Genomic DNA, 26099 nt, shown 5'->3' on the forward strand with positions numbered 1-26099 from the left:
CGGCCTGCGCGGACGCACCGCGGGCCGGCTCCCGAGGGGAGCCGGCCCGGCGTGTGTGCGACGTGCCCGGGGCTACTTCTTGCGGGTGGCCGTCTTCTTCGCGGTGGCGGTCTTGCGCGCCGTCGCCTTCTTGGCGGGCGCCTTCTTCGCGACGGTCTTCTTCGCCGGCGCGGTCTTCTTCGCGGTGGTCTTCTTCGCGGCGGCGGTCGTCTTCGACGCGGCGGTCTTCGCGGTGGTGGTCTTCTTCGCCGCCGGCGCGGCCTTCTTGGCCGTGGCCGCGGTCTTCTTCGCGGTGGTCTTCTTCGCCGTCGCGGTCTTCGCGGCGGTGGCCGCCTTCTTGGCCGGGGCGGCCTTCTTCGCGGTGGTCTTCTTCGCCGCGGCCTTCTTGACCGTGGAGCGGCTGCCGCCGGCGGCGGCCGCTGCCATCAGGCTGCCCTTGGGGGCCTTCTTCACGGCCACCTCGTCGCCCTTGGGGAGCTTCTTGGTGCCGCTGACCAGGTCCTTGAAGCCCTGGCCCGCGCGGAAGCGGGGAACCGAGGTCTTCTTGACCCGGACGCGCTCACCCGTCTGCGGGTTCCGGGCGTAGCGGGCCGGCCGGTCGACCTTCTCGAACGAGCCGAAGCCGGTGACCGAGACCCGGTCGCCCGCCACGACCGCGCGGACCATGGCGTCCAGTACCGCGTCGACGGCGTCGGCGGCCTGCTGGCGGCCGCCCAGCTTGTCGGCAATCGCTTCTACGAGCTGCGCCTTGTTCACGTCTTCCCCTTCGGAGACCTCGCCAGAACGAATGTGTTCAAGCTTATTTCGCACGTTAGGCGGATATATACCGCAAATCAAACACGAAACGGGCTAATCACCCTAGTGCCGCAACGGGAGTGCCCGTTGCGGAGTTCCTTCGCATCAGTCGCCTTCAGGGAATCGACCCTCGTCGAGGTCCTTCATCAACCTGTCCAGGCGCCTTGCCGCATCGGCGAGATCGTGCTTCGCCGCGGCCGTGACGACCAGCAGCTTCCGGGACAGCGCCATCCTTACGCCCTCCGGGACTTGCAGCGTGCGCACCCGTGTGTGTGCTTCTTTCAACCGGTCCGCGACGAGTCGGTAGAGCTCCAGTTGACTGTCGCGTTCCATGCACAGATTGTGCCATCTGGGGCGAGTTGTCGCCTCACGGGGCCTCAACACGCAGCTGTGCCCCCCGCCCTGGGGCGGGGGGCACAGAGTTCTCGCCGTGATCACCCGGGGGTGAATAAGCGCTGCTCAGACTGTAATCAGGCGCGAATCGTACGCGGCTTGAAGGCGGGCCTGGCGCTTTCGTAAGCGGCGATGTCCGCTTCGTTCTGAAGGGTGAGGGAGATGTCGTCCAGGCCCTCCAGCAGACGCCACCGGGCGTTGTCGTCGAGCTCGAACTCGGCCTCGATTCCCGCCGCGCGGACCTGCCGGGCGACGAGGTCGACGGTCACCTCGGCGGCCGGGTCGGCCTCGGTCAGCTCCCACAGCCGGTCGACGGTCTCCTGCGGCAGGACCACCGTCAGCAGTCCGTTCTTCAGGGAGTTGCCCCGGAAGATGTCGGCGAAGCGGGAGGAGATCACCGCCTTGAACCCGAAGTTCTGCAGCGCCCAGACGGCGTGCTCGCGGGAGGAGCCGGTACCGAAGTCGGGTCCGGCGACGAGCACGGTGGCGCCGGCGCGCTCGGGGCGGTTGGTGACGAAGTCGGGGTCCTTGCGCCAGGCCTCGAAGAGCCCGTCCTCGAACCCGTCGCGGGTGATCTTCTTGAGCCAGTGGGCGGGGATGATCTGGTCGGTGTCGACGTTGCTGCGGCGCAGCGGCACGGCCCGGCCGGTGTGGGTGGTGAAGGCTTCCATGGTTCAGACTCCGGCGGTGGCGTGGACGTCGGACAGGTCGGCGGGCGAGGCCAGGTGGCCCAGGACCGCGGTGGCGGCGGCGACCTGCGGGGAGACCAGGTGGGTGCGGCCGCCCTTGCCCTGCCGGCCCTCGAAGTTGCGGTTCGAGGTAGAGGCGGAGCGCTCGCCGGGCGCCAGTTGGTCGGGGTTCATGCCCAGGCACATGGAGCAGCCGGCGTGCCGCCATTCGGCGCCCGCGTCCTTGAAGACCTTGTCCAGGCCCTCCTCGACCGCCTGCAGGGCGACGCGGACGGAGCCGGGGACGACCAGCATCCGTACGCCGTCGGCGACTTTGCGGCCCTTGATGACGTCGGCGACGGCGCGGAGGTCCTCGATCCGGCCGTTGGTGCAGGAGCCTACGAAGACGGTGTCGACACGGATGTCGCGCAGCGGCTGCCCGGCGGTCAACCCCATGTACTCCAGGGCCTTTTCGGCCGCGAGGCGCTCCGAGGCGTCCTCGTACGAAGCCGGGTCGGGGACGTTCGCCGACAGCGGCGCGCCCTGTCCCGGGTTGGTGCCCCAGGTGACGAACGGGGACAGCGAAGAGCCGTCGATGACGACCTCCGCGTCGAAGACGGCGTCGTCGTCGGTGCGCAGGGTCTTCCAGTAGGCGACCGCGGCGTCCCAGTCCTCGCCGGTGGGGGCGTGGTCGCGGCCCTTCAGGTAGTCGAAGGTCGTCTGGTCGGGGGCGATCATGCCGGCGCGGGCGCCGGCCTCGATCGACATGTTGCAGACGGTCATGCGGGCTTCCATCGACAGCTTCTCGACGGCCTCGCCGCGGTACTCGATGACGTAGCCCTGGCCGCCGCCGGTGCCGATCCTGGCGATGATCGCCAGGATCAGGTCCTTGGCGGTGACGCCCTCGGCCAGCTCGCCGGTGACGGTGATCGCCATGGTCTTGGGGCGGGCCAGGGGCAGCGTCTGGGTGGCCAGGACGTGCTCGACCTGGCTGGTGCCGATGCCGAAGGCGAGGGCGCCGAAGGCGCCGTGCGTCGAGGTGTGGGAGTCGCCGCAGACGACGGTGGTGCCCGGCTGGGTCAGGCCCAGCTGCGGTCCCACCACGTGGACGACGCCCTGCTCGACGTCGCCCAGCGGGTGCAGGCGCACCCCGAACTCGGCGCAGTTCCTGCGCAGCGTCTCCAGCTGGGCCCGGGAGACCGGGTCCGCGATCGGCTTGTCGATGTCGAGGGTGGGGGTGTTGTGGTCCTCGGTCGCGATGGTGAGGTCGAGACGGCGGACCTTGCGGCCGGCCTGCCGCAGGCCTTCGAACGCCTGGGGGCTGGTCACCTCGTGCAGCAGGTGCAGATCGATGAAGAGGAGGTCGGGCTCGCCCTCGGCGCGCCGGACGACGTGGTCGTCCCAGACCTTCTCCGCGAGTGTCCTACCCATCGCTTTCCCTCCGGCCGGCCGGTGCGGCCGGCGCTTCATAGAGATGTGGTGCGCCTGATCGCCGGTACCCCACGTGCCGGACGACGGCCTCGGACCCAGTGGTTCGTGGACCCGCACATACAGACTCGCTGGTTCTTGGAAAATTTGAACTTGCGTTTCACAGTGTGAGACGTGAATATCGTTTCATGGACAACTCTAGCGGCGTCGGCGTTCTCGACAAGGCAGCTCTGGTTTTGAGCGCACTGGAGTCCGGTCCGGCCACCCTCGCCGGGCTGGTCGCGGCGACAGGGCTTGCACGACCCACGGCACATCGCCTGGCCGTGGCACTGGAACACCACCGGATGGTGGCGAGGGACATGCAGGGCCGGTTCATCCTCGGACCGCGGCTGGCGGAGCTCGCCGCCGCGGCCGGCGAGGACCGGCTGCTGGCCACGGCGGGACCGGTACTGACCCACCTGCGCGACGTGACGGGCGAGAGCGCGCAGCTCTACCGCCGGCAGGGCGACATGCGCATCTGCGTGGCGGCCGCGGAGCGGCTGTCGGGCCTGCGGGACACCGTCCCGGTCGGCTCCACGCTGCCGATGAAGGCGGGCTCCGCCGCGCAGATCCTGATGGCCTGGGAGGAGCCGGAGCGGCTGCACCGCGGCCTGCAGGGCGCCCGCTTCACGGCGACGGCGCTGTCGGGTGTGCGGCGCCGCGGCTGGGCGCAGTCGATCGGCGAGCGGGAGCCGGGTGTGGCGTCCGTCTCGGCGCCGGTGCGCGGGCCGTCGAACCGGGTGGTGGCGGCCGTGTCGGTCTCCGGGCCGATCGAGCGCCTGACGCGCCACCCGGGCCGGATGCACGCGCAGGCCGTCATCGACGCCGCGGCGCGCCTCACCGAGGCCCTGCGCCGCGCGGGCTGACCGGCCCGCCGCCCTTCCCCACTCCCCCGGGCCCGGGGGCGCGTACGACGCCGCATACGTCCGAACACGCGCCTCCGGGCCCGTACTTCTGCGCGGGCCCGGAAGCTGCGGGAAACACGGAAGAGGCCCTCCGCGGTGAACGCGGAGGGCCTCTCCCTCGATGTACCCCCGACCGGATTCGAACCGGCGCTACCGCCTTGAGAGGGCGGCGTGCTAGGCCGCTACACAACGGGGGCGTGCCTTGCAGTCGATGCTGCACTGCGCTGGGCTACCAGGACTCGAACCTAGAACAAAGGAACCAGAAACCTTCGTGTTGCCAATTACACCATAGCCCAAGGTGGTCTGAACCAGACCTCAGTACCCCCGACCGGATTCGAACCGGCGCTACCGCCTTGAGAGGGCGGCGTGCTAGGCCGCTACACAACGGGGGCCCTGGCGATCCTGCATCAAGATGTCCGGGAGCTACCCAGGACCCCTCGCGGGAAGGATCTGTACCCCCGACCGGATTCGAACCGGCGCTACCGCCTTGAGAGGGCGGCGTGCTAGGCCGCTACACAACGGGGGCAAAGCACTGCGTTACTGCTGCACTGCGCTGGGGTACCAGGACTCGAACCTAGAATAAGGGAACCAGAAACCCTCGTGTTGCCAATTACACCATACCCCACCAGAAGTCAACCCCTTGCGGGGCTTTCTTCGGGCTGCGCCTCCGTCTCCGGCCTTTCGGCCCGCTCCGGCGGCGCAGAAAGAACATTACCGGATGGCTGACCGTGCTCCAAAACGGGTATCCCGCGCCAGCACCTCCGGGAGCTGGGCGAGCCCCGCGATCCGGTGCACTCCGGCCGGCCCGGGGCCGCGTACACCGTCGCGATCCAGCCACACCGCGGTGAGGCCGGCGTCCCGGGCGCCCCGTGCGTCGATCTCCGGCTGGTCGCCCACGTACGCGACCTCCGCCGGCGGCAGCCCGAGCGCCTCGCAGGCGGCGAGGAAGGCGGCCGCCTCGGGCTTGCTGACGCCCAGTTCGGCGGCGCACAGGAGCACTTCGAAGCGTTCGCGCAGTCCCAGGTGGCGGAGCTTGGCGTCCTGGTTGGCGGTGGAGGAGTTGGAGAGCACGCCGTGGCGGTAGCGGCCCGCCAGCGCGTCCAGCGCGGGCAGGACGTCCGGGAAGACCGCCCAGGCGGCCTTGTAGTGCGCGACGTACCGGTCGAACCAGGCGTCGGCCTCGGCGTCGTCCATCGCCGGCTCCCCGAGGAAGTCCCGCACCCTGTCGCGCCGCTGCCCCTGGAAGGTGGTCTTCCCGGCCGCGAAGCGGTCCCACTGGCGGACCGTGGCCTCCCGCCACAGCGCGAGCGCCTCGGCGGGCGACCCGTAGCGCTCCCCCAGCCCGACCTCGGCGAGCCGGCGCGCGAGCCCGGCGGTGTCCGCCCCCGTGTAGTCGAACAGGGTGTCGTCGATGTCCCACAGCACGGCGCGGATCGGCATACCGCCGAGGCTACCCCCGGCGCACGCCGGGCGGGGGCGTACGGGGAAGTCCGGCCGGACGGCGGCCGGACGCCGGGCGGGACGCCGCAGGGGGCGGCTTCCGGCGTGTGCCGGAGGCCGCCCCCTGCGGGACGGGCGAGCCGCTGGTCAGGCGGCGGTGGCGGCCAGCTTGGCCAGGGCGGCGTCGATGCGCGCCAGCGAGCGCTCCCTGCCCAGGATCTGCAGGGACTCGAAGAGCGGCAGGCCGACGGTGCGGCCGGTGACGGCGACGCGCACCGGCGCCTGCGCCTTGCCGAGCTTGAGGCCGTGGGCCTCGCCCGCGGCGAGGACGGCCTGCTTGAGCGCCTCGGGGTCGTTCCAGTCGGCCGTCTCCAGGCGGGCGCGGGCCGAGGTCAGCAGGCCCGCGGGGTCGCCCTTCATCGCCTTGTCCCAGGAGGCCTGGTCCTCGACCGGCTCCTTGCGGAAGAGGAAGTCGACGTTCGCGGTGATGTCCGACAGGACGGTCACGCGGGTCTGGGCGTACGGCGCGATGGCCGCCCAGGCGTCGGCGTCGAAGTCCTCGGGCTCCCAGTTGGCGAAGGGGGCCTGCAGCCACGGGGCGCACGCGTCGGCGAAGGCCTTCCCGTCCAGCCGGCGGATGTGGTCGGCGTTGATCGCCTCGGCCTTCTTCAGGTCGAAGCGGGCCGGGTTGGCGTTGACGCCGTCGATGTCGAACTTCGCCACCATCTCCTCGACCGAGAAGACGTCCTGGTCCTTGGAGAAGGACCAGCCGAGCAGCGAGAGGTAGTTCAGCAGGCCCTCGGGGAGGAAGCCGCGCTCGCGGTAGAGGTTGAGCGAGGACTCCGGGTCGCGCTTGGAGAGCTTCTTGTTGCCCTCGCCCATGACGTACGGCAGGTGGCCGAACTGCGGGACGGCCTTGGCGACGCCGAGCTCGATGAGCGCCTTGTACAGGGCGATCTGGCGCGGGGTGGAGGAGAGCAGGTCCTCGCCGCGCAGCACGTGCGTGATCTCCATCAGCGCGTCGTCGACCGGGTTGACGAGCGTGTAGAGCGGGGCGCCGTTGGCGCGCAGGATGCCGAAGTCCGGCACGTTCTCCGGGGTGAAGGTCAGCTCGCCGCGGACCAGGTCGGTGAAGGTGATCGGCTCGTCGGGCATCCGGAAGCGGACGATCGGCGTGCGGTGCTCGCCCTGGTAGGCCTCCAGCTGGACTGCGCTCAGCTCGCGGCAGTGGCCGTCGTAGCCGGAGGGCTTGCCGGCGGCGCGGGCGGCCGCGCGGCGGGCGTCGAGCTCCTCGGTGGTGCAGTAGCAGTCGTAGGCGTAGCCGCCGTCCTTGAGCTTCTTCGCGACGTCCGCGTAGATCTCCATGCGCTGCGACTGGCGGTACGGGGCGTGCGGGCCGCCCACCTCGGGGCCCTCGTCCCAGGTGAAGCCGAGCCAGCGCAGCGAGTCCAGCAGCTGGACGTACGACTCCTCGGAGTCGCGGGCCGCGTCGGTGTCCTCGATGCGGAAGACGAACGTGCCGCCGTGGTGGCGGGCGAACGCCCAGTTGAACAGGGCGGTGCGGACCAGGCCCACGTGGGGGTTGCCGGTCGGCGAGGGACAGAAACGTACGCGGACGGGGGTCGCGTTAGCCACGCTTGATCACCTTGTTGGTGAGAGTGCCGATGCCTTCGATGGTGACGGCGACCTCGTCGCCGACGCTGAGGGGGCCGACTCCGGCCGGGGTCCCCGTGAGGATGACGTCGCCGGGGAGCAGCGTCATCGCCTCGCTGATGTGGACGACGAGGTCCTCGACGGAGCGGACCATGTCGGCGGTGCTGCCGAGCTGGCGCTGCTCGCCGTTGACGGTGCACTGGACGGCCAGGCCCGCGGCGACGGCCGCCGGGTCGATGCCGGTCTCGATCCAGGGGCCGAGCGGGCAGGCGCCGTCGAAGCCCTTGGCCCGGGCCCACTGCTGCTCGCGCTTCTGCACGTCGCGGGCGGTGACGTCGTTGGCGCACGTGAAGCCGAGGACGACCTCGGCCACCCGCTCGCGGGGGACCTCGCGGCACATCCGGCCGATCACCACGGCGAGCTCCGCCTCGTGGTGGACGTCCTGGGAGAAGGAGGGGTAGGGGATGGGGTCGCCGGGGCCGATCACCGAGGTGGACGGCTTGAAGAAGGTGATCGGCGCGTCGGGCACGGCGTTGCCCAGCTCCGCCGCGTGCTCCGCGTAGTTGCGGCCGACGGCCACGACCTTGTTCGGGAGCACGGGCGGCAGCAGCCGGACCTTGCTCAGCGGGACCTTCGTGCCGGACAGCTCGAAGTCCGCGAACGGGATGCCCTTGATGATGTCGAGGACAAGCTCGCCCCCGGCGCCGGGGGCCGAGTCGCCCTCGACCGCGCCGAACGCGACATTGCCGTCGATCGAGAACCTGGCGATGCGCACGCTTTGCGTCTGCCCCTCTGTCATTTCCGCTGGCTGGAGTCTGCGGACTCCAGGCTAACGCGGTGGGAGGCGGGGCCCGGCGCTCTTCCCGCCGGCGGCCCGTCGCGGGGCGCCGGCGGCTGCACGGCCGCTGCCTGCCGAGCTACGGGGCGGCGGGCGCGGCGGCGGGGGCGTCCATCAGGACGGTGCGGCGCGGGTTCGCGGTCTGGGTGGGCAGCTCGACGGCGTGCTCCGGAGCCTGGGGCGCCTGCAGTTCCTCGGCGTCCTTGAGGTGCGCGAGGGTGGTGCGGCGCGGGTTGGCTATGTTGCGGAACAGCATCGTCGTCTTCATCGGAGTCTCGGGCCTCGGCTCGGTCGTCGGGTGGGGTTGTCGGTTCCTTCAACCCTGTAAAGGGCAAGGCTAAACATCGGAATCCCCGCCTGAACCGGCAAGTATTGGCCACGGACATGTGAGTTTGCTCACCAGCTGCCCGGCAATACGGACATAACAGGCAGTCAACTACGGGTGCCGAAACGGACATTGCGCCACCGAACAAGCCATTCCGCTCCTGATCATTACGACTGGGACACCTTGCCAGCCATGGCGTTTGGACAGCGTAAGTCCGATTCACACCGAAAGGTCTCGCACCGTACGTAGCGCAGCGGTCACATGGTGTGGCGGACTCCGGGTGCGGGCACGCGCACCTTGTTGGAGATCCGCCACTGTGCTGGAATTCGCGGGACCGCCGCGGGAGAACCCCGGCGCGCAGGTGGCGCGAGACCGCGCCGCGCGGCGGTAACGGAAGGATGACGCGCCGGTCACCGACGACCACCATGGGGCCGCAAGCAAGCGCCCCACGACTCGACACCGTCCCACCGTCGCCCGGCGGGACGCCTGGTCCAGAGGTTGCGACGCTAGTGCAGGGACGATTCAAGCGGGATGGCAAGGGGTCTCCCCAGGCCCTTCAGGGCCGAGGGGAAGCTGCTGCGGAGCAGGAGCCTCGCGGCGGGACCGACCGAGGCTCCTCGCCCCAGCACGCCCAAGGCCGCGGGCCGGCCCTCGAAGGTGCGGCCCCCGAGGCCGCCGGTGCGAAGGGCGGCGTGAAGAGCAAGGCCACGCGCATCAAGGCCCGGGGCAAGAACAAGGGCAAGGCCGCGGCCGAGTCCCCGGCCGAGAAGGACACCGCGATACCCGCGGCCCCTCCCGGGCCCGGCTCCCGCCTGCACATGCAGAACTGGCGCATCAGCACGCGCCTGGTGTCGCTGCTGACCCTCCCCGTCGTCGCCGCCACCAGCCTCGGCGGCTTCCGCATCAACGACTCGCTCAACGACATCGAGCAGCTGGAGCACATGCAGCTGCTGACGACGATGACCCGGCAGGCCACCAACCTGGCCGCCGCGCTCCAGGAGGAGCGCGACCGCTCCGCGGGTCCGCTGTCGACCGACAAGTCCGGCAAGATGGACACCCTCGTCACGGGTGTCCGCGCGCAGACCGACGCCGCCGCGAAGTCCTTCGCCAACGCGACCGACCGCGTCGACACCGCCGAGGACAAGGACGAGACGCTCAAGTCGATCCGCAACAACATCCTGCAGATCGGCCGCCAGCTCGCCAGCCTGGACACGGTCCGCAAGAACGCGTACCAGAACGGCGCGCAGCAGACCGTCACCGAGTACAACCAGCTGATCGTCTCACTGCTCTCGCTCTCCCAGGACATGGCGCAGGCCACCTCCAGCCCGGAGATGATCAAGCGTACGCGCGCCCTCGCCGCGTTCTCCTCCGCGAAGGAGTACGCCTCGATCCAGCGCGCCATCATCGCCGCCTCGCTGCCCGACGGCGGCGAGAAGACCGGCAACCTCACCGAGAACGACCGCCTGTACGCCCTCTCCGCGCAGCGCGGCGAGGGCCAGGCGAAGAAGACCTTCGAGCTCGTCTACCAGGGCAACTCCGAGGACCTCCTCGCGGCGCTCGGCGACGGCAACCCCGAGATCGGCAAGGCGGACCACTACACCCGCCGCGTCCTGTCGAACCCCAACCAGTTCGCGAAGGAGACGCAGTACCGCTCCTGGATGGACTGGTACGACGCGGACGACACCAAGCTCCAGGCCATGAAGGTCATCGAGCTGACGCTGCTCGAGGACATGGAGCAGAAGGCCCGCGAGCTGAAGAACGAGTCGCAGCGCGACGCCATCATCAACGGTGCGCTGATCCTCCTCGTCCTCGGCGTGTCCCTGGTCGGCGCGTTCGTGATGGCGCGGTCGATGATCGGCTCGCTGCGCCGCCTGCAGGACACCGCGACCCGGGTCGCCCAGGACCGCCTGCCCGAGCTCGTCAAGCAGCTCTCCGAGTCCGACCCGCAGGACGTCGACACGTCCGTGGAGTCCGTCGGCCTGCACACCCGCGACGAGATCGGCCAGGTGGCCGCGGCCTTCGACGACGTGCACCGCGAGGCGGTCCGACTCGCCGCAGAGCAGGCCCTCCTGCGGGGCAACGTCAACGCGATGTTCACCAACCTCTCGCGCCGCTCCCAGGGCCTCATCCAGCGCCAGCTCTCGCTCATCTCCGAGCTGGAGTCCCGCGAGGCCGACCCGGACCAGCTGTCCTCGCTCTTCAAGCTCGACCACCTCGCCACCCGCATGCGCCGGAACGGCGAGAACCTCCTCGTCCTCGCGGGCGAGGAGCCTGGCCGCCGGTGGACCCGCCCCGTACCGCTCGTCGACGTGCTCCGCGCCGCGGCGTCCGAGGTGGAGCAGTACGAGCGCATCGAGCTGGCGTCGGTGCCGGGCACCGATGTCGCCGGCCGCGTCGTCAACGACCTCGTGCACCTGCTCGCCGAGCTGCTGGAGAACGCCACGTCGTTCTCCTCCCCCCAGACCAAGGTCAAGGTCACCGGCCACGCGCTGCCCGACGGCCGCGTGCTGGTCGAGATCCACGACACCGGCATCGGCCTCTCCCCCGAGGACCTCGCCGCGATCAACGAGCGGCTCGCCGCGCCGCCGACCGTGGACGTCTCCGTCTCCCGCCGCATGGGCCTCTTCGTGGTCGGCCGCCTGTCCCTGCGACACGGCATCCGCATCCAGCTGCGCCCGTCCGACTCGGGCGGCACCACGGCCCTCGTCATGCTGCCGGTGGACGTCGCCCAGGGCGGCAAGAAGCCGGGCGGCCCCGGTGGTCCCGGCGGCCAGGGTGCCGCGGGCCAGCAGGGCGCCCCCGGCGCCCCCGCGGGCCAGGGCTCCGGCCCGGCCGGCGGCGCCCGCCAGGGCGCCGGTGCCGCTCCGCAGCGCAGCGGTGTGGCCGCGGCCATGGGCCAGCGCGCAGCGCTGGCAGGCCAGCGCGGTGCGGGCGGCCCGCAGGGCAACCGCCCGCAGCAGGGCGCTCCGGGCGGCCGTCCGCAGGGCGGTCCCGGCCTGCCCGCCGCTCCGGCGGGGCAGGACCAGGGCGGCTTCGGCGGCGGTGCACCGATGCCGAACCGCGCTCCGGCCGGCGGCCCCGGCCACGGCCCGGGTGCTCCCGGTGGTCCGGGTGCCCCCGGCGGCCTCCAGCAGCGCCCCGCTGCGGCTCCCCCGGCTTCGGCCCCCGCCGGCTTCGCGCAGGGCAGCGGCTTCGAGCGGCCGCAGCCGCCGCAGCCGGCCGCCCCCTCGGGCCAGGCCCCCGCTCCCGCGGCGCCCCCGCGGCCCCGGCGCAGCGCGGCCGCGGGCGCAGCTGCCGCCGCGCGGCGGCGCCGCCCGCCCGGAGCTGCCGGGCACGGGTGCCCCGCAGGCCACCAGCTGGGGCGCCGACCCGGCGCGCCAGGGCGGCCAGGGCGGCCAGGAGTTCCCGCGCGGCCACGACGAGCTCTCGGGCCCCGGCTCGACGGCGGAGTTCCCGCGCCCGGACTTCAACGCCCCGCCTCCGCAGGGCATGGGCGGCAACAGCACGACGGGGCAGTTCGCGCGTCCCGACGTGCGCGTCGCGGACGCGTCCGCGACGGGCCAGTTCGCCCGCCAGGAATTCCAGGCCCCGCGGCCCGGCGGTCCCGGCGCCGGCGGCTTCGCCCCGCAGCAGCCCCAGGCCCCGCAGCTGCCGCAGCCGCAGCAGCCCGAGGCGCTGCCGCCGGCTGCCGGCGGCCCCGAGCGCAGCCCGATCTTCGAGTCGCTGGAGTCGAACTGGTACCCGTCGGAGGGCTCCCGCCCCACCGGCCAGGTGCCGGCCGTGCCCCAGCAGCCGCAGGCCGCCGCCCCGGCGGCCCCGGCCCCCGCTCCCGCCCGGCGCCCGCAGCAGCCGCTGCCGCAGCGCGGCCAGGAGCCGCCGGCCGAGCCGGCCGCGGCGACGACCGGCAGCACGCCGACCGTCAGCTGGCGGTCCTCGCCGAACGACGAGCTGATGCGCCAGGCCGAGCGCGTGCGCCAGCCCGCCGCCGGCGGCATCACGACCTCGGGGCTGCCCCGCCGGGTACCGCGGGCGAACCTCGTGGCCGGCACCGCGCAGCAGCAGACCGACACCCAGGCCGGTCCCCAGGTCTCGCGCGCCCCGGACGACGTCCGCGGCCGTCTGACCAACCTCCGACGCGGTATCCAGCAGGGCCGCCAGGCCGGCAACAACGGCCCGGCGACCGGCAGCTACCACATCGACCCCACTTACCAGCAGGAGCGTTAGTTGAGTTCGATGAGCCAGGCGGCACAGAACCTGAACTGGTTGATCACCAACTTCGTGGACAACACCCCCGGGGTGTCCCACACGGTGGTGGTCTCCGCCGACGGCCTCCTTCTGGCGATGTCCGACGGATTCCCGCGCGACCGCGCCGACCAGCTGGCGGCCGTGGCCTCCGGACTGACCTCGCTGACCGCCGGAGCCTCCCGCATCTTCGAGGGCGGGGCCGTCAACCAGACCGTGGTCGAGATGGACCGGGGGTTCCTCTTCCTCATGTCCGTCTCCGACGGGTCCTCGCTCGCGGTGCTCGCGCACCCCGAGTGCGACATCGGCCTCGTCGGCTACGAGATGGCCCTCCTCGTCGACCGCGCAGGCACGGTCCTCACCCCGGACCTGCGCGCGGAGCTCCAGGGAAGCCTGCTCATCTGACCCGCCATCCCCCGGTCGGACGGTACTTCCGGCCGGGGGACCGGGGCCCCGCCCCGGGATCCAGTACCACCGCCAGGCCGTCATACCGTCCCCCCCCACCGGCCGCCCCGTCAGACGGCATGCTGACCACTGCTGTCCAGCCCGGAGGATCAATGACCCCGCCCCCCGCCTACTCCGATGCGTACGACGACTCGTCGTACTCGGAGGGCGACCAGCCGCTTGTGCGCCCGTACGCGATGACGGGCGGCCGGACCCGGCCCCGCTACCAGCTCGCCATCGAGGCGCTGGTGAGCACCACCGCCGATCCGATGCACCTGTCGAACCTGCTGCCCGAGCACCAGCGCATCTGCACGCTGTGCCGCGAGGTCAAGTCGGTCGCGGAGGTCTCCGCCCTGCTGTCGATGCCACTCGGCGTGGCGCGCATCCTGGTGGCCGACCTGGCAGAGGCCGGCATGGTGGCCATCCACCAGCCGGGCAACGGAGAGGCCGGCGGCACGCCGGACGTGACACTGCTCGAAAGGGTGCTCAGTGGACTTCGCAAGCTCTAACGGCGGGGCGGCACGCTCCACCACCTCCGCGAAGATCGTGGTGGCGGGCGGCTTCGGCGTGGGCAAGACCACGTTCGTCGGCGCGGTCTCCGAGATCAACCCCCTGCGCACCGAAGCCGTCATGACCAGCGCCTCCGCCGGCATCGACGACCTCACCCACACCGGGGACAAGACGACCACCACCGTCGCCATGGACTTCGGCCGCATCACCCTGGACCAGGACCTCATCCTCTACCTGTTCGGCACCCCCGGACAGGACCGCTTCTGGTTCATGTGGGACGACCTCGTCCGCGGCGCCATCGGCGCCGTCGTCCTCGTCGACACCCGCCGACTCGCCGACTGCTTCCCCGCCGTCGACTACTTCGAAAACAGCGGCCTCCCCTTCGTCATCGCCCTCAACGGCTTCGACGGACACCAGCCCTACACCCCCGAAGAAGTCCGCGAAGCACTCCAGATCGGCCCCGACGCCCCCATCATCACCACCGACGCCCGCCACCGCGCCGACGCCAAGAGCGCCCTCATCACGCTCGTCGAACACGCCCTCATGGCACGGCTGAAGTAACGGGGCGGGCATGTGTGCGCGGCAGGGCGGGCTGTGTCGTACGACACGGCCCGCCCTGCTTGTTCATAACGTTTCGACAGAGAATTGCCCGCTGCCGGGCACGGGGTGCGGTCGGGTGGTACCGCTGTGCGCACGAGCGTTCCCGTTTTCACCGCCGGTCACTCTTTATGTCCGTTTTACGTAGGCCGTCGGGCCGTCCGGGCCGCACGGCCGGACTGTTTGGAACACGGCCGTTCACCGTGCTGGAATTCAACTAACCAGCTAGTAGCACCGCCGAGAGGTTGTTGGTCGAGTGAGGCGAAGCAGCTCGAGCCCCGCGGATGAATCCGCGCGCGGCAACTTCACCCCGCCGCAGCGCGCGGCCGCACCGCCCGTCGACGTGCCCGCGCAGCCGCCGGCGAAGGGCAGCACCAGCAGGTTCTCGCCGCGCAACTGGCGTGTGGCGACCCGTCTGAACGCCATCCTGCTCCTGCCCGTCCTCGTCGGACTGGTCATGGGCGGCTTCCAGGTGAAGGGGTCCGTCGACACCTGGAACGAGGCCAAGGACGCCGAGAAGACCGCCCGCGTGGTCCAGGCGGCGGCGGAGTACGGCCAGGCGCTGCTCAACGAGCGCGACCTCACGGCCGAGCCGCTGCTGAAGGGCGACAGGAACAACCCGGCCGTCGCGAAGGCCTACGCGGCCACCGACGAGGCCCAGGACAAGTTCGCGCTCGCGGTAAAGGACCTCCCCGAGAACCAGGGCCTGGAGCGCCGCCTGCAGCTCTTCCGGCAGGAGGAGCCGAAGCTGGAGGCGGTCCGCAAGTCCGCCTACACGGCCCCGGAGACGGCGAAGAAGAACCTGCCGTCCCAGGCCGGCCCCATCCCCACCGAGGACGGCTACCTCCTCGTCCAGCACTACCTGATGCAGTTCTCCAACGAACTGGGTCTGGGAACCGGCAACGTCACCAGCTACGGCCGGATGGTCTACGCGGTCGAGCTCGCCAAGGCCGCCGAGTCGCTCCAGCGCGCCATCGGCACGCACCTCCTCGTCCGCCCGAGCGAGAACGAGGAAGTCCGCAAGGCACAGCTGATCGCCTTCTCCTCGTACGCCTATCTGGAGGAGATCGCCGTCGGCGAGTACGTCGCGGCGGGCACCGAGGAGGACGTCAACCGCCTCCGCGAGGTGATGGACAAGAAGAAGAAGGACGGCGAGGCCAAGATCGCCGCCGCGAAGGGGCAGGCCGAGCAGGCCGGCACCCCGTTCAAGGCCCCGCCCGCGGTCAACGGCTCGGTGCTCGCCGGCATGACCGAGGCGATAGCCGGCGGCGACAAGCCCTCCGTGCTCGCCAAGAACGGCACCACGCCGCAGGCCTGGCAGGCCGCCGCGACGGCCAAGTTCGAGGGCTACGCCGAGATCGAGAAGGAACTCCTCGACAAGGCCGTCAAGGACACCGTCGCCATCTCCGAGGAGGCCCGCAACGACGCCGTCGTCACCGGCGCCATCGTGGTCGTGGCCCTGCTGGCCGCGTTCGTCCTCGCCGGCATGGTGGCCCGCCAGATGAGCCGCTCGATGCGCCGCCTGCGCTCCGCCGCCTTCGACGTCGCCGAGCAGCGCCTGCCGGCGCTCGTCGACCAGCTCTCCCGCACCGACCCGGGCAAGGTCGACACCCGCGTCGCCCCGATCCCGATCGACTCCCAGGACGAGATCGGCGAGGTCGCCCGCGCGTTCGACCAGGTCCACCGCGAGGCGGTCCGCCTCGCCGCCGAGCAGGCCCTCCTGCGGGGCAACGTCAACGCGATCTTCACGAACCTCTCCATGCGCAACCAGTCGCTGATCGAGGGCCAGCTGACCCTCATCACCGACCTGGAGAACAACGAGGCCGACCCGGACCAGCTGGAGAACCTCTTCCGCCTGGACCACCTGGCCACCCGCATGCGCCGCAACGGCGAGAACCTCCTCATCCTCGCGGGCGAGGAGCCGGGCCGCCGCTGGGACCAGCCGGTGCCCCTCGTCGACGTCCTGCGCGCCGCCTCCTCGGAGGTGGAGCAGTACGAGCGCATCGAGTTCGAGGGCGTCTCCGAGGCCGAGATCCACGGCCAGGCCGTGACCGACCTCGTGCACCTGCTCGCCGAGCTGCTGGAGAACGCCACCACGTTCTCCTCCCCGCAGACCAAGGTCCGCGTCAACGCCACGCGACTGCCCGACGGCCGCGTCATGGTCGAGATCCACGACAAGGGCATCGGCCTGACCGCCGAGGACTTCGCGGACATCAACCACAAGCTGGCCAACCCGCCGACCGTGGACGCCGCGATCTCGCAGCGCATGGGCCTCTTCGTGGTCGGCCGCCTGGCAGACCGGCACAACATCCGCGTCCAGCTGCGCCCCTCGGGCGAGGCGGCCGGCACCACGTCGCTGATCATGCTCCCGGACGCCATCACCCACGGTGGCGGCGGCGAGGGCGTTCCGGACGACGAGTTCACCGTCTCCTCGATGATCCCGCAGCAGGCGGCCGAGCAGGACGCCCCGCTGCGCACCGCGGCCGAGCTCGGCTTCGACGACTCCCGCTACGACGCCGACGGGGCCCCCGCGGGCCCGGTGGGCCGCTCCCTGGGCAACCAGGAGCGCCGCGCGGCCCTCGCCGCCCAGCTGGGCCAGCCGCAGGCCGGCCAGGAGCAGGCCGACCAGGAGTATGCGGAACCGCAGCCGGAGCACGGGTACCAGGAGTACCCGGAGTACGGCGGGCAGTCGGCTCCCGTCTACGACCCGGCGTACGACACCGGTCAGGCGCACCACCAGCAGCAGGGCTACGAGGCGTACCCGCAGCAGGACTACGGTTATGCGGAAGCGGGCTACCAGGAGCCGCACCAGGACTCCCAGGCCTACCAGGGCGGTTACGAAACCCAGGATCAGCACGGTGCCTGGCCGGAGCAGAACACCTACTCCGAGGGCTACGACCAGGGGTACGGGACCGAATCGGAACCCCCTGTCGCTCCCGAACCCGCCGCGGACCGCGTAGGCTTCGACCGTCCGGGCGCCGCTGCCGACACCGGTCACGCATTGACCGGAGCGGGCCTGCCGCGCCGCGGCAGCCAGCAGCAGTGGCAGCCGGCGCAGCAGGAAGCGGAGTCCCCCGGATCCCTCTTCGAGCAGCGGCCTCAGCGACAGCAGCAGGACGCCGCCCCGAAGGCGGACGAGGAGGCCGGCCCGGGCTGGCGCTCGAAGAACGACGAGCGCTGGCAGCAGGCCGGAAAGCTCCGCGAGCCGAAGGCGGGCGGGGTCACCTCGTCCGGTCTCCCGCGGCGGGTACCCAAGGCCAACCTGGTCGAGGGCTCCGCGGAGACGACCCCGCAGGGCGGCCCCCAGGTCTCCCGCGCTCCGGAGGACGTCCGCGGCAGGTTGAGCAACCTGCGGCGCGGTGTCCAGCAGGGACGCAGCGCGGGTACTGAGCAGTCAAGTAACAGCTATGACCAGGAGCGTTAGTGTGAGCCCGATGAGCCAGGCGGCACAGAACCTGAACTGGTTGATCACCAACTTCGTGGACAACACCCCCGGGGTGTCCCACACGGTGGTGGTCTCCGCCGACGGCCTCCTTCTGGCGATGTCCGACGGATTCCCGCGCGACCGCGCCGACCAGCTGGCGGCCGTGGCCTCCGGACTGACCTCGCTGACCGCCGGAGCCTCCCGCATCTTCGAGGGCGGCGCCGTCAACCAGACCGTGGTCGAGATGGACCGGGGATTCCTCTTCCTCATGTCCATCTCCGACGGGTCCTCGCTCGCGGTGCTCGCGCACCCCGAGTGCGACATCGGCCTCGTCGGCTACGAGATGGCCCTCCTCGTCGACCGCGCAGGCACGGTCCTCACCCCGGACCTGCGCGCCGAACTGCAGGGAAGCCTTCTCAACTAGCAAACAGGCAGTGCGTTTCGCGTCACCGCACCGTAAGGTGCGGTGGCGCGGTTCCACAGGGAGTACTGCGTTACTGGAGTTCGGAGGAGGAGACGTGACAACACCCGGAGGACATCCTTACGGCGGCGCGCAGCAGCCGCAGGGTGGGCACGACCAGAACCGCTTCAACTTCCCCTCCGCCCCCAGCATGCCCGTGCCGGAGCAGAACCCGTACCAGCAGCAGCCGTACGCCCAGCCCCACCAGGCGCCCCAGCGGCCCTCGCAGCAGCCCTTCCGGGCCGGCCGCGGCCAGGCCCCCAAGGCGCACAACCCGCTGGTGCGTCCGTATGCAATGACCGGCGGCCGGACTCGGCCGCGCTACCAGCTCGCCATCGAGGCGCTGGTCAGCACCACGGCGGATCCCGCTCGGCTGCAAGGGCAGTTGCCCGAGCACCAGCGCATCTGCCGCCTGTGCCTGGAGATCAAATCCGTCGCGGAGATCTCGGCACTCCTCTCCATTCCTCTTGGTGTCGCCCGCATTCTCGTCGCCGACCTGGCGGAGGCGGGCCTTGTCGCCATTCACCAGCCCGGCGGCGACGAATCCGCCGGCGGCCAGCCAGATGTGACACTGCTCGAAAGGGTGCTCAGTGGACTTCGCAAGCTCTAACGGCGGGGCGGCACGCTCCACCACCTCCGCGAAGATCGTGGTGGCGGGCGGCTTCGGCGTGGGCAAGACCACGTTCGTCGGCGCGGTCTCCGAGATCAACCCCCTGCGCACCGAAGCCGTCATGACCAGCGCCTCCGCCGGCATCGACGACCTCACCCACACCGGGGACAAGACGACCACCACCGTCGCCATGGACTTCGGCCGCATCACCCTGGACCAGGACCTCATCCTCTACCTGTTCGGCACCCCCGGACAGGACCGCTTCTGGTTCATGTGGGACGACCTCGTCCGCGGCGCCATCGGCGCCGTCGTCCTCGTCGACACCCGCCGACTCGCCGACTGCTTCCCCGCCGTCGACTACTTCGAAAACAGCGGCCTCCCCTTCGTCATCGCCCTCAACGGCTTCGACGGACACCAGCCCTACACCCCCGAAGAAGTCCGCGAAGCACTCCAGATCGGCCCCGACGCCCCCATCATCACCACCGACGCCCGCCACCGCGCCGACGCCAAGAGCGCCCTCATCACGCTCGTCGAACACGCCCTCATGGCACGGCTGCGGTAGTCCCCGCGGAGCACGCGCACGCGAGAAGGCCCCCGAGTCCGCCGGACCGGGGGTCTTCGCCGTACCCGGGCCGGGTGCCCGTGAGCGTCCTGCGCATCCCGGCGGGCATGCGTCAGGCCCCGCACCCTTCGCGGGGTGCGGGGCCTGACGGGGGCTCGGCGGGGTCAGCCCTGCCAGCTGTGCGGGGCGCGGAAGCCGGGGGTGCGCTCCAGGCGGCGCCAGCCGGCCTGGGAGCGCCGGCGGCGGGGGCCGTCCTGGGCGGGCACGGACGCGGCGCGGGCCAGCAGGATCGCGGTGATCGCGGCCAGCTCCTCGGGGGCGGCGTTGCCCTTCTCGACGCGCAGCAGGGTGTCGGCGGAAGTGCTCATCGGCGGCAGATCTCCTTCGTTACTGCGGCGGGTTGCCGTGCTTGCGGGACGGCAGGTCGGCGTGCTTGCTGCGGAGCATCGCGAGGGCGCCGATCAGCGTCTCGCGGGTCTCGGCCGGGTCGATGACGTCGTCGACGAGGCCGCGCTCTGCCGCGTAGTACGGGTGCATCAGCTCGGCCTTGTACTCCTTGACCATGCGGGCGCGCATGGCCTCGGGGTCCTCCGCCTCGGCGATCTGCTTGCGGAAGATGACGTTCGCGGCGCCTTCGGCGCCCATGACCGCGATCTCGTTGGTGGGCCAGGCGTAGGTCAGGTCGGCGCCGATGGACTGGGAGTCCATGACGATGTAGGCGCCGCCGTAGGCCTTGCGCAGGATCAGCGAGATGCGGGGCACGGTGGCGTTGCAGTACGCGTACAGCAGCTTGGCGCCGTGGCGGATGATGCCGCCGTGCTCCTGGTCGACGCCGGGCAGGAAGCCGGGGACGTCGAGCAGGGTGACGATCGGGATGTTGAAGGCGTCGCACATCTGGACGAAGCGCGCGGCCTTCTCGGATGCCTCGATGTCGAGGACGCCCGCGAGGTGGGCGGGCTGGTTCGCGACGATGCCGACGACCTGGCCGTCGAGGCGGGCGAGAGCACAGATGATGTTGCGGGCCCAGCGCTCGTGGATCTCCAGGACGTCGCCGTCGTCGACGAGCTCCTCGATGACCTTGTGCATGTCGTACGGGCGGTTGCCGTCCGCGGGGACCAGGTCCAGCAGGACGTCCGAGCGCCGGTCGGCGGGGTCGGCGGTCTCGTGGACGGGCGGGTTCTCGCGGTTGTTCGAGGGGAGCATCGAGATGAGGTAGCGGACCTCGGAGATGCAGGTCTCCTCGTCGTCGTACGCGAAGTGCGCGACGCCGGAGGTCTCGGCGTGCACGTCCGCACCGCCGAGGCCGTTCTGGGAGATCTCCTCGCCGGTGACGGCGCGGACGACGTCGGGTCCGGTGATGAACATCTGCGAGGTGTCGCGGACCATGAACACGAAGTCCGTGAGGGCCGGCGAGTACGCGGCGCCGCCGGCGCAGGGGCCGAGCATGACCGAGATCTGCGGGATGACGCCGGAGGCCCGGGTGTTGCGCTGGAAGATGCCGCCGTATCCGGCGAGGGCGGAGACGCCCTCCTGGATGCGGGCACCGGCACCGTCGTTGAGGGAGACCAGCGGGGCTCCGGCGGCGATGGCCATGTCCATGATCTTGTGGATCTTGGTGGCGTGGGCCTCGCCGAGCGCGCCGCCGAAGATGCGGAAGTCGTGGGCGTAGACGAAGACCGTGCGGCCCTCGACCGTTCCCCAGCCGGTGACGACGCCGTCCGTGTAGGGCTTCTTCGCCTCCAGGCCGAAGCCGCTCGCCCGGTGGCGGCGCAGCTGCTCGACCTCCTTGAAGGAGCCCTCGTCGAGCAGGAGCGCGATGCGCTCGCGGGCCGTCAGCTTGCCCTTGGCGTGCTGGGCCTCGGTGGCGCGGTCACTGGGTCCACGCCGCGCCTGCTCGCGCAGGGAGTGCAGCTCGGCCACGCGCCCGCGGGCGTCCGTCGGCTCGCTGGGGGTCTGGTCCACAACGGTCATGTACTGACCTTACGAAGCGCACCATGGAAATCCTCCGTTGGTTCCGCACAGTCTCGGCCGTGTTCCGCTGTCCGGCCCGCACAGAACCACGGACGAGTGCAGGGAGACCACCATCTGAGACCCGTACCGATTGTGGGATCTCCATAAAAGCCGCACCGCCGAGGCGTAGAAGTTGAAAGTTAAACGGAATGCTCCTAGTGTGGATGTCGTTGAACGTTGAACCAACTACGAGGAGCACCACCATGGGCATCTTCACCCGGCGCACCGAGCAGGCCGTCCCCCGGAACGTCCCCGCCGCCGACCCGGCGCTGGCCGCCCTGACCGGCGACTACGCCATCGACGCCGCGCACAGCAGCATCGGCTTCACCGTCCGCCACGCGATGGTGACCAACGTCCGCGGCAGCTTCGGCGACTACTCGGGCTCGCTGCACCTGGACGGCGGCGACCCGTCGCGCTCCACCGCCTCCATCGACGTCAAGACCGCCTCGGTCGACACGGGCATCGGCGACCGCGACGCCCACCTGCGGGGCGAGGACTTCTTCGCCGCGGAGCAGTTCCCGCTGATGGCCTTCCGGTCCACGTCGGCGGCCCGGATCGGCGCGGACACGTACCGGATGACCGGCGACCTGACCATCAAGGACGTGACCCGCCCCCTCTCGATCGACCTGGAGTTCGGCGGCGCCGCCACCGACCCCTACGGCAACGAGCGCGTCGGCTTCGAGGGCACCGCCGAGATCCTGCGCTCCGACTGGGGCCTGACCTGGAACGCCGCGCTGGAGGCCGGCGGCGTCATGGTCAGCGACAAGGTGAAGCTGACCTTCGACATCTCGGCCGTCAGGCAGAACCCGGCCGCCTGACGCGGCACGGGGCATCGGACCTCCCGGGGGCGGCTAGAAGCCGCCCCCGCCGTCGAAGCCGCCGCCTCCGAAGAAGTCTCCGCCGCCGAAGTCCGAGCCGCCGAAGTCGCCGCCTTCGAAGCCGCCGCCGTAGTCCGAAGCGTAGGCCGGGCCGGCCATCATCGAGCCCAGCATCGTGCCCATCAGCAGGCCGGGGAGCAGGCCGCCGCCGAAGTACCCGCCGGCCCAGGGGCCGTAGACGGGGCCGGCGTCGTAGTAGGGGCGCGGCCCGTACTCGGTGTCGACCGTCCGCACCGCCGGGTCCCGGCCCTCGCTCAGCCGGACCGCGTCCGCCGCGCACACCGGCACGCTGCGCGGCGTCCCGCCGGGCGGCGTCCACTCGGCGTCCTGGGTGCTCGGCCCGTGGCGCGGGTCGAAGAAGCAGGGCGGCCTCCGCTCGGGCAGCGGGGCTCCGCGCCGCCGCGCGTCGAGCCGGGCGAGTGCGAAGCGGCCGTCCTCCAGGGCCTCGGTGACGCCCCTGACCTCGTCGGGCCGGGCGACGGCGGCCATGATGTCCTTGGCCTGCTCGTACGCGTCGAGGGCGCGGGCGTAGTCGGTGCGCATGGCGTCGTCGGCGCCGGGCTCTCCAGGGTGGAAGTCGAGCCGGTCGAGTTCCTCGCCGAAGGCGGTGATGTCCTCGTCGACGACGACCCGCAGCTTCTCGACGGCCTCGCGCTCCTCTTCCTCGCGCCTGCGGCGGCGCCGCCGCGAGACCGCGTACGCCCCGCCGCCGCCCGCCAGGGCGAGGACGCCGAGGGTCACCAGTCCGCCGACGGGGACGCTGCCGGCGGTCCCGCCGTGCCAGGAGGCGGGGGCGCTGCCCCTGGCCTCGGCGAGGGCCTGGTCGACGAAGTTGTCGAGCTGGGTGGCAGCGTCCACCGGCCCGCCGGCCTTCACCGCGTCGGTGAGGCTGCGCACGGTGCTCGCCGGCATGACGGCCCGGTCCGCTGCGGCGTCGAAGCCGTCGCCGAGCCGGATCGCGTAGACGCCGGCCATGCCCGTCTGGGCCCGGACGGTGCGCAGCACGCTGTCGGGCGGGAACTCGCCGGTGGCGGGCAGGACGGCGACGAACACCGGCTTGTCCGCGTCCTCGATCTTCTGCGCGAGCGCGTCGGCCTCCTCCCGGGAGAGCTGGCCGGCGGCTCTGGGGTCGACGTAGACGGGGCCCTGCTCGAAGGCCTCCGCGACCGCGGCGGGGCCGGTCGCCGCCGAGGCCTGCGGGGCGGCCGCGAGGGCAGCCGCGGACAGGGAAAGCAGCAGACCGGCGAACACGGATATCAGCCTGGTCCTCATACCCAGAAACTACCCAAAACGGGTGATTTCCGAACGAGTCATGCGTATCCGGATCCCGGGCCCCGGCAAGGACCCGGGCCCGGGTCCTACTCGGCCGGCTCGACCCCCGCATGCAGCAGCCCGTACGTGATGGCGTCCTCCAGGGCCTGCCAGGAGGCTGCGATCACGTTGGGCGCGACGCCCACCGTGTTCCACTCGCGGACGCCGTCCGTGGTGGAGATCAGCACGCGGGTCGTGGACTCCGTGCCGTGCGTGCCCTCCAGGATGCGCACCTTGTAGTCGGTCAGCTCGAACTTGGCCAGCTGCGGGTAGAAGCGCTCCAGGGCCACCCGCAGCGCCCGGTCCAGGGCGTTGACGGGGCCGTTGCCCTCCGCGGTGGCGACGATCCGCTCGCCCTTGGCCCACAGCTTCACGGTGGCCTCGTTGGCGTGGGTGCCGTCCGGGCGGTCCTCCACGATCGCGCGCCAGGACTCGGTGCGGAAGTACCGGCGGGCGCGGCCCTCGGCCTCGGCCCGCAGCAGCAGCTCGAAGGAGGCGTCGGCCGCCTCGTACGTGTAGCCGGCGAGCTCCCGCTCCTTGACGCGCTCGACGACGCGGGCGATCAGGGCGCGGTCGCCGCCGAGGTCGACGCCGAGCTCCTTGCCCTTGAGCTCGATGGAGGCGCGGCCGGCCATGTCGGAGACCAGCATGCGCATGGTGTTGCCGACGCGCTCGGGGTCGATGTGCTGGTAGAGGTCGGGGTCGACCTTGATGGCGGAGGCGTGCAGGCCGGCCTTGTGCGCGAAGGCGGAGACGCCGACGTACGGCTGGTGCGTGGAGGGGGTGAGGTTGACGACCTCGGCGATGGCGTGCGAGATGCGGGTCATCTCGGCGAGGGCGCCGTCGGGCAGGACGCGCCGGCCGTACTTGATCTCCAGGGCGGCGACGACCGGGAAGAGGTTGGCGTTGCCGACGCGCTCGCCGTAGCCGTTCGCGGTGCACTGGACGTGCGTGGCGCCCGCGTCGACGGCGGCGAGGGTGTTGGCGACGGCGCAGCCGGTGTCGTCCTGGGCGTGGATGCCGAGGCGGGCTCCGGTGTCGGCGAGGACCGTGGAGACGGTGGCGGTGATCTGCGCGGGCAGCATGCCGCCGTTGGTGTCGCAGAGGATGACGACGTCGGCGCCGGCCTCGTGGGCGGTGCGGACCACGGCCTTGGCGTACTCGGCGTTGGCCCGGTAGCCGTCGAAGAAGTGCTCGCAGTCGACGAAGACGCGGCGGCCGGCGGCCACGAGGTGGGAGACGGTGTCGCGGACCATCTCCAGGTTCTCTTCGAGGGTGGTGCGCAGGGCGAGCTCGACGTGCCGGTCGTGGGACTTCGCGACGAGGGTGATCACCGGCGCGCCGGACTCCAGGAGGGCCCGCACCTGCGGGTCCTCGGCAGCGGTGCCGCCGGCCCGCCGGGTCGCGCCGAAGGCGACGAGCTTGGCGTGCCTGAAGTCGATCTCGGCGCGGGCGCGGGCGAAGAACTCGGTGTCGCGGGGGTTGGCGCCGGGCCAGCCGCCCTCGATGAAGCCCACTCCGAAGTCGTCCAGGTGCCGGGCGATGGTCAGCTTGTCCGCGACGGTGAGGTTGATGCCCTCGCGCTGGGCGCCGTCGCGCAGGGTCGTGTCGAAGACGTGGAAGCCGTCGTCGGGTCCCTGCACGGGCGCGGTGGCCGGTGTCGTCGTCATGCGGGTCTGACTCCTGTCGGGTGAGTGGTTTCCGGGTGCCCGGGTTCCACTGCCCCCATCATCGCGCGCGCTGCCGTCCCGGCCTGATGGGAGCCGGTAAACGAAAAGACCCCTCGCGGGTGCGAGAGGTCTGCGCGCGGGTCAGGGGCACGGTGGCCGCCGCCGCGAAGGTCTTCCACGGGTTCAGCGGCCACTGCGGACCGGCGCGCTGCTGCCGATAATCATGAGCTGAGCAAGCACATCGGCAGTCTGGCACACCGTGCCGCGGAGCGTCCGGGCCGTCTCACGATACGAGAGACTGATCAAGGAATTCCGAGACGTGGTCGAGGATGTCGCGCCGCCCGATGCCGGGCAGCCCGACGGCGACCTGGATGCTGAACCCGTCCAGCAGGGCCCGCAGCCGGGAGGCCTCGCGGTCGGGGTCCACCGCCTTGAACTCGCCGCGCGAGATGCCCTCGGCGAGGAGGGCGACCAGGTCGCGGTGCCAGGCGCCCTCGATGGCGGCCTGCCGCTCGCGCTCGCCGGGGCCGGCGTCCTGCGAGCGGTTCCAGACCTCCAGCCAGAGCGTCCAGTGCGGGTCGCGGGCCCCGTCGGGGACGTACAGGTCGACGTACGCCTCCAGGCGTTCGCGGGCCGTGCCGCGGCGGGCGAGGAGGGCCCGCCGCTCGGCGCCGAGGGCGGCCTCGCTCCACTCCAGCGTCTGGAGCAGCAGCTCGTCCTTGCTGCCGAAGTAGTAGAGGAGGTGGCCGCTGCTCATGCCGACCTGGCGGCCCAGGCCGGCCATGGTCAGGCCGTCCAGGCCGCGCTCGGCGATGGTGGCCATCGCGGCGGCGAGGACGTCCTCGCGCGGCGGCGCGTTCTTCCGTGCCGCGCGTGCTCCACCCGCCGCCATGGCCC

22 protein-coding genes, 5 tRNA genes and 1 pseudogene are annotated in these 26099 nt (G+C 71.5%); 10 read left to right on the forward strand and 18 right to left on the reverse strand.

Features of this window, described 5'->3' with window-relative positions; all coding sequences use genetic code 11:
- Positions 1–72: 72 nt before the first annotated feature.
- The 4 genes from MUK52_RS08730 to leuC form a co-directional block, all read right to left on the reverse strand.
- A complete protein-coding gene (locus MUK52_RS08730) occupies positions 73–756 on the reverse strand; it encodes an HU family DNA-binding protein (RefSeq protein ID WP_284575450.1) in 684 nt (227 codons plus the stop codon).
- A 144-nt stretch (positions 757–900) separates the two neighbouring features.
- Positions 901–1128, reverse strand: coding sequence for an SCO5555 family protein (locus MUK52_RS08735; RefSeq protein WP_114054341.1), 228 nt, complete (start codon positions 1126–1128; stop codon positions 901–903).
- 137 nt (positions 1129–1265) lie between these two features.
- Positions 1266–1859: a 3-isopropylmalate dehydratase small subunit gene (gene leuD, locus MUK52_RS08740; protein WP_114054340.1), complete on the reverse strand. Its 594-nt coding sequence runs from the start codon at positions 1857–1859 to the stop codon at positions 1266–1268.
- A gap of 3 nt (positions 1860–1862) precedes the next feature.
- Positions 1863–3287, reverse strand: a complete 1425-nt coding sequence (gene leuC, locus MUK52_RS08745; protein ID WP_114054339.1) for a 3-isopropylmalate dehydratase large subunit — start codon at positions 3285–3287, stop codon at positions 1863–1865.
- A gap of 185 nt (positions 3288–3472) precedes the next feature.
- Between leuC and ndgR the strand changes: the two genes are divergently transcribed.
- A complete protein-coding gene (gene ndgR / locus MUK52_RS08750; RefSeq protein ID WP_114054338.1) occupies positions 3473–4189 on the forward strand; it encodes an IclR family transcriptional regulator NdgR in 717 nt (238 codons plus the stop codon).
- 163 nt (positions 4190–4352) lie between these two features.
- On the opposite strand, the gene MUK52_RS08755 is transcribed toward ndgR, so the two are convergent.
- The 9 genes from MUK52_RS08755 to MUK52_RS08795 all read right to left on the reverse strand — a co-directional run bounded on the left by MUK52_RS08755 (position 4353) and on the right by MUK52_RS08795 (position 8427).
- A tRNA-Glu gene (locus MUK52_RS08755) sits at positions 4353–4425 on the reverse strand.
- 27 nt (positions 4426–4452) lie between these two features.
- Positions 4453–4524 (reverse strand) — tRNA-Gln (locus MUK52_RS08760).
- A gap of 23 nt (positions 4525–4547) precedes the next feature.
- Positions 4548–4620: transfer RNA gene (locus MUK52_RS08765), tRNA-Glu, on the reverse strand.
- Between the two features lie 61 nt (positions 4621–4681).
- A tRNA-Glu gene (locus MUK52_RS08770) sits at positions 4682–4754 on the reverse strand.
- A gap of 27 nt (positions 4755–4781) precedes the next feature.
- A tRNA-Gln gene (locus MUK52_RS08775) sits at positions 4782–4853 on the reverse strand.
- Between the two features lie 86 nt (positions 4854–4939).
- On the reverse strand, positions 4940–5668 hold the full coding sequence (locus MUK52_RS08780) for an HAD family hydrolase (RefSeq protein WP_284575451.1): 729 nt from the start codon (positions 5666–5668) through the stop codon (positions 4940–4942).
- A gap of 147 nt (positions 5669–5815) precedes the next feature.
- Complete coding sequence (gltX, locus tag MUK52_RS08785; protein WP_114054336.1) at positions 5816–7303, reverse strand: glutamate--tRNA ligase; 1488 nt, start codon at positions 7301–7303, stop codon at positions 5816–5818.
- On the reverse strand, positions 7296–8096 hold the full coding sequence (locus MUK52_RS08790) for a fumarylacetoacetate hydrolase family protein (protein WP_284575452.1): 801 nt from the start codon (positions 8094–8096) through the stop codon (positions 7296–7298). The genes gltX and MUK52_RS08790 overlap by 8 nt, the downstream gene beginning before the upstream one ends.
- Positions 8097–8238: 142 nt before the next feature.
- Positions 8239–8427: a hypothetical protein gene (locus MUK52_RS08795; protein ID WP_114054334.1), complete on the reverse strand. Its 189-nt coding sequence runs from the start codon at positions 8425–8427 to the stop codon at positions 8239–8241.
- Between the two features lie 566 nt (positions 8428–8993).
- On the opposite strand from MUK52_RS08795, the pseudogene MUK52_RS08800 reads away from it, so the two are divergent.
- The 8 genes and pseudogenes from MUK52_RS08800 to MUK52_RS08835 all read left to right on the forward strand — a co-directional run bounded on the left by MUK52_RS08800 (position 8994) and on the right by MUK52_RS08835 (position 19333).
- Positions 8994–12708, forward strand: a pseudogene (locus tag MUK52_RS08800) (sensor histidine kinase).
- 9 nt (positions 12709–12717) lie between these two features.
- Complete coding sequence (locus tag MUK52_RS08805; RefSeq protein ID WP_162793327.1) at positions 12718–13131, forward strand: roadblock/LC7 domain-containing protein; 414 nt, start codon at positions 12718–12720, stop codon at positions 13129–13131.
- A gap of 152 nt (positions 13132–13283) precedes the next feature.
- Positions 13284–13679 carry a DUF742 domain-containing protein gene (locus tag MUK52_RS08810; RefSeq protein ID WP_114054331.1) on the forward strand — a complete coding sequence of 132 codons (396 nt, stop codon included), beginning with the start codon at positions 13284–13286 and terminating at the stop codon, positions 13677–13679.
- Complete coding sequence (locus MUK52_RS08815; RefSeq protein ID WP_114054330.1) at positions 13660–14241, forward strand: GTP-binding protein; 582 nt, start codon at positions 13660–13662, stop codon at positions 14239–14241. The genes MUK52_RS08810 and MUK52_RS08815 overlap by 20 nt, the downstream gene beginning before the upstream one ends.
- Positions 14242–14533: 292 nt before the next feature.
- Positions 14534–17701, forward strand: a complete 3168-nt coding sequence (locus tag MUK52_RS08820) for a nitrate- and nitrite sensing domain-containing protein (RefSeq protein ID WP_284575455.1) — start codon at positions 14534–14536, stop codon at positions 17699–17701.
- A gap of 10 nt (positions 17702–17711) precedes the next feature.
- Entirely contained in the window at positions 17712–18125 is a 414-nt protein-coding gene (locus tag MUK52_RS08825) for a roadblock/LC7 domain-containing protein (RefSeq protein WP_114058494.1), read from the forward strand.
- Between the two features lie 94 nt (positions 18126–18219).
- Positions 18220–18771 carry a DUF742 domain-containing protein gene (locus tag MUK52_RS08830; protein ID WP_114054328.1) on the forward strand — a complete coding sequence of 184 codons (552 nt, stop codon included), beginning with the start codon at positions 18220–18222 and terminating at the stop codon, positions 18769–18771.
- Complete coding sequence (locus MUK52_RS08835) at positions 18752–19333, forward strand: GTP-binding protein (RefSeq protein WP_037792108.1); 582 nt, start codon at positions 18752–18754, stop codon at positions 19331–19333. The genes MUK52_RS08830 and MUK52_RS08835 overlap by 20 nt, the downstream gene beginning before the upstream one ends.
- 164 nt (positions 19334–19497) lie before the next feature.
- On the opposite strand, the gene MUK52_RS08840 is transcribed toward MUK52_RS08835, so the two are convergent.
- Together MUK52_RS08840 and MUK52_RS08845 are read right to left on the reverse strand one after the other, a co-directional pair.
- Complete coding sequence (locus MUK52_RS08840) at positions 19498–19701, reverse strand: acyl-CoA carboxylase subunit epsilon (RefSeq protein ID WP_284575460.1); 204 nt, start codon at positions 19699–19701, stop codon at positions 19498–19500.
- Positions 19702–19720: 19 nt separating this feature from the next.
- Positions 19721–21304, reverse strand: coding sequence for an acyl-CoA carboxylase subunit beta (locus MUK52_RS08845; RefSeq protein ID WP_114054326.1), 1584 nt, complete (start codon positions 21302–21304; stop codon positions 19721–19723).
- Positions 21305–21546: 242 nt separating this feature from the next.
- On the opposite strand from MUK52_RS08845, the gene MUK52_RS08850 reads away from it, so the two are divergent.
- Positions 21547–22161 (forward strand): YceI family protein, encoded by a 615-nt coding sequence (locus tag MUK52_RS08850; RefSeq protein ID WP_114054325.1) that lies wholly within the window; start codon positions 21547–21549, stop codon positions 22159–22161.
- A gap of 33 nt (positions 22162–22194) precedes the next feature.
- On the opposite strand, the gene MUK52_RS08855 is transcribed toward MUK52_RS08850, so the two are convergent.
- The 3 genes from MUK52_RS08855 to MUK52_RS08865 all read right to left on the reverse strand — a co-directional run bounded on the left by MUK52_RS08855 (position 22195) and on the right by MUK52_RS08865 (position 26094).
- Entirely contained in the window at positions 22195–23493 is a 1299-nt protein-coding gene (locus MUK52_RS08855; protein WP_114054324.1) for a hypothetical protein, read from the reverse strand.
- Between the two features lie 86 nt (positions 23494–23579).
- Positions 23580–25202 carry a citramalate synthase gene (gene cimA, locus MUK52_RS08860; protein WP_284575464.1) on the reverse strand — a complete coding sequence of 541 codons (1623 nt, stop codon included), beginning with the start codon at positions 25200–25202 and terminating at the stop codon, positions 23580–23582.
- A 283-nt stretch (positions 25203–25485) separates the two neighbouring features.
- Entirely contained in the window at positions 25486–26094 is a 609-nt protein-coding gene (locus MUK52_RS08865; RefSeq protein ID WP_284575466.1) for a TetR/AcrR family transcriptional regulator, read from the reverse strand.
- Between the last annotated feature and the right edge of the window lie 5 nt (positions 26095–26099).

This window comes from Streptomyces sp. 2P-4, assembly GCF_030167965.1.
Classification (GTDB): domain Bacteria; phylum Actinomycetota; class Actinomycetes; order Streptomycetales; family Streptomycetaceae; genus Streptomyces; species Streptomyces globosus_A.